At 72.8% G+C, this 12,515-nt stretch carries 6 protein-coding genes; 3 read left to right on the top strand and 3 right to left on the bottom strand.

Annotated elements, in window-relative coordinates; all coding sequences use genetic code 11:
- Positions 1-38: 38 nt before the first annotated feature.
- The 3 genes from AMK19_RS17865 to AMK19_RS17855 form a co-directional block, all read right to left on the bottom strand.
- A complete protein-coding gene (locus AMK19_RS17865) occupies positions 39-917 on the bottom strand; it encodes an SDR family NAD(P)-dependent oxidoreductase (protein ID WP_073812829.1) in 879 nt (292 codons plus the stop codon).
- Complete coding sequence (locus tag AMK19_RS17860) at positions 914-1,549, bottom strand: carboxymuconolactone decarboxylase family protein (protein WP_073812828.1); 636 nt, start codon at positions 1,547-1,549, stop codon at positions 914-916. The genes AMK19_RS17865 and AMK19_RS17860 overlap by 4 nt, the downstream gene beginning before the upstream one ends.
- A 281-nt stretch (positions 1,550-1,830) precedes the next feature.
- Complete coding sequence (locus AMK19_RS17855) at positions 1,831-3,372, bottom strand: GMC family oxidoreductase (RefSeq protein ID WP_073812826.1); 1,542 nt, start codon at positions 3,370-3,372, stop codon at positions 1,831-1,833.
- A 343-nt stretch (positions 3,373-3,715) separates the two neighbouring features.
- On the opposite strand from AMK19_RS17855, the gene AMK19_RS17850 reads away from it, so the two are divergent.
- Genes AMK19_RS17850 through AMK19_RS17840 form a run of 3 tightly spaced genes read left to right on the top strand, consistent with a single transcriptional unit; the run spans position 3,716 to position 12,515 of the window.
- Positions 3,716-5,632 carry an ASPIC/UnbV domain-containing protein gene (locus AMK19_RS17850; RefSeq protein WP_241844456.1) on the top strand — a complete coding sequence of 639 codons (1,917 nt, stop codon included), beginning with the start codon at positions 3,716-3,718 and terminating at the stop codon, positions 5,630-5,632.
- Entirely contained in the window at positions 5,629-6,651 is a 1,023-nt protein-coding gene (locus tag AMK19_RS17845; protein ID WP_073812823.1) for an enediyne biosynthesis protein, read from the top strand. The genes AMK19_RS17850 and AMK19_RS17845 overlap by 4 nt, the downstream gene beginning before the upstream one ends.
- Positions 6,648-12,515, top strand: a complete 5,868-nt coding sequence (locus AMK19_RS17840) for a type I polyketide synthase (protein ID WP_073812821.1) — start codon at positions 6,648-6,650, stop codon at positions 12,513-12,515. Before AMK19_RS17845 ends, AMK19_RS17840 begins: the two co-directional genes overlap by 4 nt.

Genomic DNA, 12,515 nt, shown 5'->3' with positions numbered 1-12,515 from the left:
TCACGGACGCCGAAGCGCGGAACCGGGGCCCGGGAGGCCTACGGGATCGGGAAGAACGCCCGGACGAAGCGCTCGAACAGCGCGTCGCCGATGGTCCAGCGCATCCGCGGCAGCAGCCGGGACGGCACCCCGATCCGGTAGCGGATCCGCGGGTGTTCGCTGGCCACGGCCTTCTCGATCACCTTCGCCACGGTCTCCGCGCGCACCGCCATCCGGCCCCGGCCGGTGGGGTTCTCGGTCTCCCGGTAGGCGCCGTGCCAGTCGACGAAATACTTCCAGAAGTCGTCGTACAGGCCGGTCCGTTCCTGCCCGGTCATGCCGAGGTCGGCGACCGACATCGGCACGAACCCGCCGAGCACCGGCGACGGCTCGATCAGCACCACCTTGATGCCGTCCCGGGCCACCTCCAGCCGCAGCGAGTCGCTGACCGCCTCCAGGGCGTGCTTGGTGGCCTGGTAGTAGCCGCGTCCGGGGGTGGCGAACTGGCCGAAGATCGACGACATCATGACGATCCGGCCGCCGCCCTGCTCCCGCATGCCGGGCAGCACCAGCTGGGTCAGCCGGCACAGCCCGAACAGGTTGGTCTCGAACTGGCTGCGCACCTCGTCCAACGGGGTCTCGCCGATGGTGCCGTTGAGGCTGTACGCCGCGTTGTTGATCAGGGTGCCGACCGCGCCGTGCTCGGCGGTGATCTTCTCCACGGCGGCGGTCATCGACTCCTCGTCGTTGACGTCCAGGTGCAGCACCCGGATGCCCTCGGCGGCGAGGTCGGCCAGCGCCTCGGGGCGGCGGGCGGTGGCGTACACCGGCCAGCCGGCCCGGTGCAGCCGCAGTGCCGCGGCCCGGCCGGTCCCGGAGGACTTGCCGGTGCTGGAGGAGGCGCCGGTCAGCAGGATCGCGCGCGAGCGCCCGCTCACGTGCCCTCCGCCAGGCGCTCGGCGGAGACGGTGGCGTCCTCCGGCTGGGAGGCGATCCGGCTGCGGGTCACCGAGTTGCCGAGGCCCAGGCCGTCCACCAGGCGGTTGATGAAGGCGAACAGGGCGGCGGTGAAGACCGCCTCCAGCATCTCCTCGTTGCTCCAGCCGGCCTCCTCGGTGGCGGCCCAGTCCTCGTCGGTGATCCGGAACGCGCCGGTGCCGACCTTGGTGACCAGGCGCATCAGCACCTTGGTGCGCTCGTCGATCGGCAGCTCCTCGACGGAGCCGGAGTTCTGGATCGCGTCGGTCAGCTCCTGCGGGCCGCCGAACTGGGCGAGGAACCAGTTGTGGGTGCCGACGCAGTAGGGGCAGCCGTTGACCTTGGAACTCCAGGCGGAGATCATCTCGCGGGTCGCGCGGGGCAGCACGCCGTCGTTGAAGACGCCGCCGTAGCCGGTGATCACCACTTCCAGCAGGTCGGGGCGGCTGGAGACCAGCCGGAACATGTCGGGAACGAAGGGGATGCCCATCCGCGACTTGATCGCGTCGTACAGCTCCTTCGTGCGGCCCTCGGCCTGGTCCTCCTCGATCAGCGGGACGCGGACCGTGCTCAGCACGTTCGGATCGGTCATGGTGCTCGCCCTCCCATTCGACGGTGCCGCCGTCCTGCGGGAATGTGCTCGGAATTCCGGCGGGGAAAGCGCGGAATTCCGTCCCGGGCAGGAGGCGGCGGGGTTTTTCCCATGGTGGCAGGAATGGGGCCCTCCGCTCGTCTCCCAAATTGCCCTGACTTCCGCGGGGGAGCCGGCCGGCCGGGAGACCCCGCAGGCCGGGAGGCCGGGAGGCCGGGAACGGCGACGGCCGCCGCGGTGCGCGGGGCACCGGGGCGGCCGTCGTCACGGGCGCAGGGGGGTCACTCGGCGCGCAGCCAGTCCGCCAGCCGCTCGCCGATCATGATCGAGGTCAGGTTGGTGTTGCAGTTGACGATCTGCGGCATGATCGAGGCGTCGGCCACGTACAGGCCCTCGGTGCCGTGCACCCGCAGCCGCTGGTCGACGACCGAGCCGGCGTCGTCGGCGGCGCCCATCCGGGCCGTGCCGACCGGGTGGTAGCCGCTGTCGAGGCTGGTGCGGACGTACTGCTCGACCATCGCGTCCTTCTCGATCAGCCGGTCGCTCAGCACGATGAAGCCGTCGCCCTGGGAGGCGATGCCGGGGTGGTTGGCCAGCTCCCAGCAGGTGCGCACGCCCTCGACCATCTTCTCCAGGTCGCGTTCGGTGGAGAGGAAGTCCAGCTGGATGTCGGGCCCGGCGGCCGGGTCGGTGGAGGTCAGGCGGAGCCGGCCGACCGACTCGGGCTGCTGGTCGACCACCATCACACCGAAGATCATCGGGGCCTGGGCGAGCATCTGCAGCTCGGGGAAGAGCGTCAGGTCGAAGTGGTTGACCATGTAGTACTGCATGTCGTTGAAGTCGGCGGAGCCCTTGGAGGTGGTCCGCACCATCGCCTGCAGGAACGGCACGTCGGTGGGCATGCCCTCCTTGGGGCGCAGGAAGACGCCGGTGCGCGGGTGGTCCTGCAGGTGGGCGCCGACGCCGGGGCGGTCGAGCCGCACCCGGATGCCCAGGCGGGTCAGGTCGTCGGCCGGGCCGATGCCCGAACGCATCAGCAGCGTGGGCGAGTTGACCGCGCCGGCGGACAGCACCACGCGGTGCGCGCGGAGCTCCTCCGGCACCCGGCCGGCCGGGCCGGCCAGCACGCCGACGGCCCGATCGCCCTCGAACAGCACCTCGTGCACCAGGGTGTCCCCGACGACCGTCAGGTTGGGGCGGGAGCGTACGTCGGGGGTCAGGTACGCCATCGCGGTGGAGACCCGCAGGCCGTCGCGGCGGTTGGACGGGATCGGGCCGATGCCGGTCGCCTCGGGGTGGTTGTGGTCGGTGATCTCGGGGAATCCGGCGGCCAGGCTGGCCTCGGTGAAGGCGATCTCCATCGGCGACATGTCCTGCGTCCGGACCCGGCGGATCGGCACCGGGCCGCTGTTGCCGTGGTACTCGTCGGTGAAGTTCTGGTCGTCCTCCAGGCGCCGGTAGTACGGCAGGACCTGCTGGTACGTCCACGCCGGGTTGCCGCCCGCGGCCCACCGGTCGAAGTTCTCCGGGACGCCGCGCAGCGCGATCGTCGCGCCGACCGCGGAGGAGCCGCCGGTGATCTTCCCGCGCGGGAAGATGATCCGCCGGCCGTCCAGGATCTCGGCGCGGAACCGCCAGTCGTGCGCGTGCATCGACATCGCGTTGCCGTTGACGATCTCGCGCGGAATGTCGGCCGGATCGGGAAAGTCGGGGCCCGCCTCGACGAGGAGCACGGAACGGCCCGGGTCCTCGCTCAACCGGGCCGCCAGGGTCGCGCCGGCCGAGCCGGACCCGACGACTATCACGTCATACGTGTGCACCATGGATTACCTCGCCAGACGGGGGATTCGAAGGGGCCGATCTCACCCGAGTTTCACAGCGCATCCGCGCCGGGTCTTCTCCGAGAGTGCCCGACCGGCCGTCCGGGATATTCCGTGTACCGCGCCCGGTCCGCCGTTCGAACCCTGGCAACGTCAGAGAAGCACACTTTGCGGAGGGCGGACATCCTCAAGTGTCAGGTCCGCATGGCGGATAGCCGACGAATTCGTTCGGACCGGCCTCGGACGCCCTTTTCATCGTCGCCCACGGGAGGGAATTGGAATGTCGCAACAACGACGATTCCGCAGACTAGTACCCGGGTTGGTCACCATTTTGGTGGCTGCCTCGATGTTCTTCGTCATCCGTTCCTCGGTGGCGGTCGCGGGCGGTGACGATGCAGCCGCGGCGTACAAATTCAAGGAGATGCCGATCGCGATGCCGCCGGGCTACGAGTCGCGGCCGATGAACACGATCCGCAAGGTGAACCCGGCCTACGAGAAGATCCGCGCCTGGATCTCCTCGGTCGGCGCCAGCATCGCCATCAACGACGTCACCGGCCACGGCCGCGCCGACGGCATGTGCATCGTCGACACCCGCACCGACTCGGTGATCGTCTCCTGGACGCCGACCGCCCCCGAGGCCGACCGGTTCACGCCGTTCGTCCTGGACGGCAAGCCGCTGCCGATGGACGACACCATGGCGCCCACCGGCTGCACGCCCGGCGACTTCAACGGCGACGGCCGCACCGACTTCCTGGTCACCTACTGGGGCCGCACCCCGGTGCTGTTCATGGCCAAGGCGGACGCCGCCACGCCGAGCCACGACTCCTACGTGCCACGCGAGTTGGTCGCCTCGGAGAGCCTGGACGGCCGCTACCACGGACCGCGCTGGAACACCGACGCCGCGTACGTCGGCGACCTGGACGGCAGCGGCCACCCGTCGATCATCATCGGCAACTACTTCCCCGACTCGGACGTGCTCGACCCGCAGGGCATCCGCAACGTCCAGATGAACGACTCGCTGTCCAGCGCGAAGAACGCCGGCGGCGACCACGTGCTGCGCTTCCACGACTCCGCGACCGGCAACGAGCCGGACGCCCGGTTCGTCGAGGAGAAGGACGCCATCCCGTTCGACGCCTCCACCGGCTGGACGCTGGCCATCGCCGGCGCCGACCTGACCGGCTCCGGAGTGCCGGACATCTACATCGCCAACGACTTCGGCCACGCGCACCTGCTGCACAACGTCTCCACCCCGGGCCGGATCCGCTTCGAGGAGGCCACCGGCGAGCGCACCGCCACCACCCCGAAGTCCTTCGTGCTCGGCAAGGGCTCGTTCAAGGGCATGGGCGTCGACTTCGGCGACGTGGACGGCAACGGCAGCTTCGACATGATGGTCAGCAACATCACCGTGGCGTGGGGCCTGGAGGAGAGCAACTTCCTCTGGATCAACCAGGCCAAGGACCAGGCCGACATGAAGAAGAAGCTCTCCGCCGGCATCGCCCCGTTCACCCAGGAGGCCGCCGACCAGGGCGTCGCCTGGACCGGCTGGGGCTGGGACGCCAAGATGGGCGACTTCCTCAACAACGGCAAGCAGAACATCCTGCAGGCCGACGGCTTCGTCAAGGGCGACATCGACCGCTGGCCGTGGCTGCAGGAGATGGCCATGACCAACGACGACCTGCTGTCGAACCCGAAGATCTGGCCGAACGTCGGCCCCGGCGACGACCTGGCCGGCGACGAGACGATGGCCTTCTACGCCCGCACCGCCAACGGCAAGTTCGCCAACATCAGCAAGCAGCTCGGCCTCGACGTGCCGATCCCGACCCGCGGCATCGCCACCGCCGACACCACCGGCAGCGGCGCCCTCGACTTCGCCATCGCCCGCCAGTGGGGACCGCCGGCCTTCTACGCCAACCAGGCCCCGGCGCTCGGCCACCACCTGACGCTGAACCTGTTCCGGCCCGCCACCGGCTCCACCGCCGGCCAGAACCTGGCCAACACCGGCTCGCCCGCCTACGGCGCCACCGTCACCGTCACCACCCCCGACGGCAAGAAGCAGATCGCCCAGCTCGACGGCGGCGGCGGCCACGGCGGCTACCGCAGCTTCGAGGTCCGCTTCGGCCTCGGCGACCAGAGCGGCCCCGTCACCGCCGACCTCTGCTGGCGCGACGCCTCCGGCGTCATGCACACCAAGACCCAGCAGCTGACCGCCGGCACCCACACCCTCATGCTGACCGACGACATCAAGGAGGTGGCGGCCCGATGACCGCGACCGACATCTCCGGTGCGGCCACCGCCGCCGTCCGCCCGCACGCCGCCCCGAAGAAGAGGCAGCCCAACCGCGACCCGCGCTACCTGGCGCTGCGCAACTTCGCCCTCTCGATGTCCGTCTTCAACATCTTCGGCTACACCCTGCTGGGCTTCGAGCAGCCCTGGCTGTGGCCGCTGATCTGCGCGCCGTTCGCCTACGTCGTCGAGATCGTCCTGGAGATGGTCAGCGCCTGGGCGCAGGATCGCACCCCGCGCTTCCGCGGCAACGGCGCCCGCGGCCTGTACGAGTTCCTGCTGCCGTCCCACATCACCGCCCTCGCCGCGAACATGCTGCTCTACGCGAACGACCGGCTGCTGCCGATCCTGCTCGCCGTGTTCATCGGCGTCGCCGCCAAGCACGCCCTGCAGGCCCCGGTGTACGGCCGGATGCGGCACTTCATGAACCCGTCGAACTTCGGCATCACGATGGCGCTGGTGATGTTCGGCTCGTGGGTCAGCATCGCCCCGCCGTACGAGTTCACCGAGAACGCCAACACCTTCTTCCGGATCGGCATCCCGCTGATCATCACCACCGCCGGCACCGTCATCAACGCCATGCTGACCAAGCGCGTCCCGCTGATCGTCGGCTGGCTCGGCGGCTTCGTCATCCAGGCGCTGCTGCGGCACTGGATCTGGGACGTGGCGATCTTCTCCGCACTCGGCCCGATGAGCGGCGTCGCGTTCGTGCTCTACACCAACTACATGATCACCGACCCGGGCACCACGCCCAGCAAGGGCCGCAACCAGTTCATGTTCGGCGCCTCGGTGGCCATGGCCTACGGCGTGCTGATGCTCTTCAACGTGGTCTACACCCTGTTCTTCGCCACCACCCTGGTCTGCGGCCTGCGCGGCGCCGGCTGGTGGGTCGCGCACTTCCTGAACAAGCGCAAGCAGGCCGACGGCGTCCTCGCCGGCCCGACCGGAGAGGCGGCGGCCCCCGGGCGGCCCATGGGCAACGAGGCGGTGGCGGCGTGACGGACCGACAGCTCCGACCGGCCCGGGACGGCGAGGAGCCGACCGGCCGCGGACGGATCGCGGTGGTCGGCATGGCCTGCCGCTACCCCGACGCCGAGTCCCCCGAACAGCTGTGGCAGAACGTGCTGGCCGGCCGCCGGGCGTTCCGCAAGCTCCCCGACGTCCGGATGCGCGCCGAGGACTACTACTCGCCCGACCCGGCCGCCCCGGACCGCTTCTACAGCGCCAAGGCCGCCGTCATCGAGGGCTTCGAGTTCGACCGGGTCCGCCACCGCGTCGCCGGCAGCACCTTCCGCGCCACCGACATGACGCACTGGCTGGCCCTGGACACCGCCGCCCGCGCCCTGGAGGACGCCGGCTTCCCGTTCGGCGAGGGCCTGGAGGACGCCAACACCGGCGTCGTCATCGGCAACACCCTCACCGGCGAGTTCAGCCGCGCCAACCTGATGCGCCTGCGCTGGCCGTACGTGCGCCGCACCGTCGGCGCCGCCCTGCGCGAACAGGGCTGGGACGACGCGCAGTTGGGCGATTTCCTGGACGGCCTGGAGGGCCGCTACAAGAGCGCGTTCCCGCCGATCGGCGAGGACACCCTGGCCGGCGGCCTGGCCAACACCATCGCCGGCCGGATCTGCAACCACTTCGACTTCAAGGGCGGCGGCTTCACCGTCGACGGCGCCTGCTCCTCCTCGCTGCTGTCCGTCTCCACCGCCTGCGACGCGCTGATCGACGGCCGGATGGACGTCGCGGTGGCCGGCGGCGTCGACCTCAGCATCGACCCGTTCGAGGTCATCGGCTTCGCCAAGACCGGGGCGCTCGCCACCGGCGAGATGCGGGTCTACGACAAGGGCTCCAACGGCTTCTGGCCCGGCGAGGGCTGCGGCATGGTCGTCCTGATGCGCGACGAGGACGCCCGCGCCCAGGGCCGGTTCCGCTACGCCACCATCCCCGGCTGGGGCTACTCCTCCGACGGCAAGGGCGGCATCACCCGCCCCGAGGCCAGCGGCCACCGGCTCGCCCTGGCCCGCGCCTACCGCGCGGCGGGCTTCGGCATCGAGACGGTCGGCTACTTCGAGGGCCACGGCACCGGCACCGCCGTCGGCGACGCCACCGAACTGCGCGCCTTCTCCGAGGCCCGCCGGGCGGCCGGCGCCGAGACGCCCGCCGCGCTCAGCACCGTCAAGGGCAACTTCGGCCACACCAAGGCCGCCGCCGGCGTCGCCGGGCTGCTCAAGGCGATCCTCGCGGTCCGCCACCAGGTCATCCCGCCCGCCACCAGCCACGTCGACCCGCACCCGGAACTCACCGGCCCCGCACCGGCGGTGCGCGTCCCCGACCGCGCCGAACTGTGGCCCGACGGCGCGCCGATCCGGGCCGGCATCTCCTCCATGGGCTTCGGCGGCATCAACGCGCACGTCGTCGTCGAGCACGCCGACGGCGTCCTGCGCACCGCCGTGCCCACCGTCGCGCACCGCCTGGTCGCCTCCCGGCAGGACGTCGAACTGTTCCTGCTGGACGGCGCCGACCCGGACGAACTGCGCGCCAAGGCGACCCGGCTCGGCGAGTTCTGCGCCCAGCTGTCGTACGCCGAACTCGGCGACCTCGCCGCCACGTTGGAACGCGACCTGGCCGACCGGCCGCTGCGCGCCGCCGTGCTGGCGGCCTCGCCCGACCAGGCCGTCGAGCGCTTCGCCGCGCTGACCGCGCTGCTCGACTCCGGCGCCCGCTCCGCCATCGGCACCGCCCAGGGCATCTACCTCGGCAGCGCCGGCCGCGCCCCCCGGATCGGCTACCTGTTCCCCGGCCAGGGCGCCGGCCGGCGCGGCGACGGCGGGGCGCTGCGCCGCCGCTTCGCCGCCGTCGAGGAGCTGTACGCCCGGCTCGGCCTGCCCGTCGACGGCGACCAGGTCGCCACCGACGTCGCCCAGCCCCGCATCGTCGCCGCCTCGGTGGCGGGCCTGCGGGTGCTGGAGACGCTCGGTATCGAGGCCGCCCGCGCCACCGGCCACAGCCTCGGCGAACTCACGGCCCTGCACTGGGCGGGCGCCATGGACGAGGAGACGGTGCTGCGCGCGGCCGCCGCCCGCGGCCGGATCATGGCGACCGCCAGTGACGGCGGCGGCGCGATGGCCGCCCTCGCCACCACCCCGGCGCTCGCCGAGGCGCTGATCGTCGGCGAGCCGGTCGTCATCGCCGGCTACAACAGCCCCGGCCAGACGGTGGTCTCGGGCCCGGCGGACGCGGTCGAACGGGTCTGCGCGCTCGCCGAACGCCAGGGCGTCGGCGTGGGCCGGGTCCGCGTCTCGCACGCCTTCCACTCCCCGGCCGTCGCGCCCGCCGCGGCCGGCCTCGCCGACCACCTCGCCCAGGAGGCCTTCGCGCCGGTCGGCGAGGGCCTGGTCTCCACCGTCACCGGCGGCCTGCTGCCCGCGGACACCGACGTGGTGGACCTGCTGACCCGCCAGGTCGTCCAGCCGGTGCGCTTCACCGAGGCGCTGCAGGCGATGGCCGGACAGGTCGACCTGCTGATCGAGGTCGGCCCCGGGCAGATCCTCAAGTCGCTGGCCGGCGAGATCCTGCCCGCCGTGCCCGCCGTCGCCACCGAGGCCGACGCGACCTCGCTGGGCGGGCTGCTCGGCGCCGTCGCCGCCGCCTGGACGATGGGCGCGCCGGTCCGGCACGAGCAGCTGTTCGCGGACCGCTTCACCCGGCCCCTGCCGCTCGACAAGCAGTTCCGGTTCTTCGCCAGCCCCTGCGAGGTCGGCGGCGAGGAATTCGTGCTGGAGCAGACCGTTCCGCGCAAGGCCGTCACCGCCGAGGCCGGCCCCGCGGCCGCCCTTGCGGGGGAGGGCGCCTCCAGCCTGGAGGTGCTGATCCGGCTGGCCGCCGAACGGGCCGAACTGCCGGTCGAAACCGTCGACCCGTCCGCCAACCCGCTCGACGAACTGCACCTGAGCTCCATCACGGTCGGCCAGATCATGAACCAGGCCGCCCAGGAACTCGGCATCGTCGCCCCCATGGTCACCACCGCCTTCGCCACCTCCACCCTCGGCCAACTCGCCGAACTGCTGGACGAGTTGGCGGAGCAGTCGCCGGACGCCGGCCGCCAGCCGGCCGCCGCGCCCGGAGTGGCGCCCTGGGTGCGCCCGTTCGAGGTCGACCTGACCGAGACCGCCCCGTCCGCCCCCGCCGCCGGACCCGGCGGCCACTGGGAGGTCTTCGCCACCGACCGGCACCCGCTGGCCGGCCCGCTCGCCGAGGCCCTCACGGCCACCGGCCCCGGCGACGGCGTCCTGCTCGCCCTGCCCCGCGACTGCGACCAGCGCCACCTCGGCCTGATGCTGGACGCCGCCCGCGCCGCCCTCGACCCCGCCCGCCGCTCCGCCGGCACCCGCCTGGTCGCGGTCGGCGACCGCCGGGGCGCGGCCGGCCTCGCCAAGACCCTGCACCTGGAGGCCCCCGACATCCCCGTCACCGTCGTCACCCTGCCCGTCACCGACGACCTGCCGGCCGACGACGCCGAGCGGATCGCCCGGCGCATCGCCGCCGACGCCGCCGCCACCACCGCGTTCAGCGAAGTCCACTACGACGCCGACGGCACCCGCCGCGTCCCGGTGCTGCGCGCCGTCGACCTCCCCGTCGACCCCGACCACCAGGCCCTCGGCCCGCAGGACGTGCTGCTGGTCACCGGCGGCGGCAAGGGCATCACCGCCGAGTGCGCCCTCGCCCTCGCCCGGGCCAACGGCACCGCGATCGGCCTGCTGGGCCGCTCCGACCCCGCCCGCGACACCGAACTCGCCGACAACCTCGCCCGGATGGCCGCCGCGGGCGTCCGGGTCCACTACGCCCGCGCCGACGTCACCTCCGCCGACCAGGTCAAGGCCGCCGTCGCCGAGATCACCCGCGAACTCGGCACCGTCACCGGCGTCCTGCACGGCGCCGGCCGCAACGAGCCGCAGGCCCTCGCGACCCTCGACGAGGCGTCGTTCCGCCGCACCCTCGCCACCAAGATCGACGGCGTGGAGGCCGTCCTCGCCGCCGTCGACCCGGCCGCGCTGCGCCTGTTCGTCACCTTCGGCAGCATCATCGGCCGGGCCGGCCTGCGCGGCGAGGCCGACTACGCCACCGCCAACGACTGGCTCACCGAACTGACCGTCCGCTTCCAGCAGGACTACCCGGACTGCCGCTGCCTGGCCCTGGAGTGGTCGGTCTGGTCGGGCGCGGGCATGGGCGAGCGGCTCGGCGTGCTGGAGGCGCTGGTCCGCGAGGGCATCGAACCGATCCCCGCCGACGACGGCGTCGCCCTGCTCGGCCGCCTGCTCGCCACCCCCGCCACCGCCCCCGCGCTGGTCGTGATGGGCCGGGCCGGCGGACTGCCCACCATCGCCCTGGAGCGGCGCGAACTGCCGCTGCTGCGCTTCCTGGAGCGCCCGCAGGTGCACTACCCCGGCATCGAGCTGGTGGTGGACGCCGAACTCACCGGCGGCGGCGACCGCTACCTGCCCGACCACCTCCTCGACGGCGACCTGCTCTTCCCCGCGGTCCTCGGCATGGAGGCCATGACGCAGGCCGCGACCGCCCTGACCGGCCGTCAGGACACGCCGGTGCTGGAGGGCATGGAGTTCCTGCGGCCCATCGTCGTCCCCGTCACCGGCGCCACCGCCCTGCGGGTCGCCGTCCTCGCCACCGGCCCCGACACCGTCCGGGCGGTGCTGCGCAGCGGCGAGACCGGCTTCCAGGCCGACCACTTCCGGGCCACCCTGCGCTTCGGCGCCGAGCGGTCCGCGGCCGACCCCGCCCCCGTCACCGACGAGGTGCCGACCGTCCCGCTGACGCCCGGCGAGCTGTACGGCCCGGTGCTGTTCCAGGGCGACCGCTTCCAGCGGCTGCTCGGCTACCGGGACCTGGCGGCCAAGCACTGCCTGGTCGAGATCGACGACACGCCGCGCACCGACTGGTTCGCCGGCTTCCACCCGGGCGAGCTGCTGCTCGCCGACCCGGGCACCCGTGACGCGATGATGCACACCATCCAGGCGTGCGTCCCCGAGGCGACCCTGCTGCCGGTCAGCGTGGAGCGGCTGCACCTGGCCGACGCCGCCGCCGCGCGCGACGGCCGCCGGCTGTTCCTGGACGCCCGCGAGCGCTCCCGGGACGGCGACAGCTACCTGTGGGACCTGGAGATCCGCGACGAGGCAGGCCTGCCGGTCGAACAGTGGGAGGGCCTGCTGCTGCGGGCGGTGCGCAAGCAGGACGGCTCCGGCCCCTGGCTGCCCGCGCTGCTCGGCCCGTTCCTGGAGCGGCGCGTGGAGGCGGCGCTCGGCCACCCGGTGCGGTGCGTGGTGCTGCCCGGCGGCGAGGGCTCCGGGGAGTCGGTCGCCGACCGGCGCCGGCGCACCGCCGAGGCCGCGAGCTGGGCGCTCGGCCGGACCACCGAGGTGCACCACCGCCCCGACGGCCGGCCCGAACTCGCCGACGGCCGGCGGATCTCCTCCTCGCACGCGGCGGGCGTCACCTTCACGGTGGTCGCCGACGAGACCGTCGCCTGCGACGTCGAGGCCGCCGTCGAACGGACCGTCGAGGAGTGGGACGGCCTGCTCGGCCCGGACGGCTCGGCGCTGGCCGCCCTGCTGTCCGCCGAACGCGGCGAGCCGTACGGCACCGCCGCCACCCGGGTGTGGGGCGCGGTGGAGACGCTGCGCAAGGCGGGCCACGCGGTGGCGGGCCTCAGCCTCGGGGACGCCTCCGGGCTCCCGGCGGGCTGGGCGGCGCTGAACGGCGGCACGCACCGGATCGTGAGCTTCGTGACGGCCCTGGACGGCGTCGCCGACCCGGTGGCCTTCACCGTCCTGACGGGAGGAGCCCGATGA

This window comes from Kitasatospora sp. CB01950 (genome assembly GCF_001905465.1).
Lineage (GTDB): Bacteria > Actinomycetota > Actinomycetes > Streptomycetales > Streptomycetaceae > Kitasatospora.
Note: the sequence above shows the minus strand (reverse complement) of the source record. Positions and strands in the feature narration are given on the sequence as shown.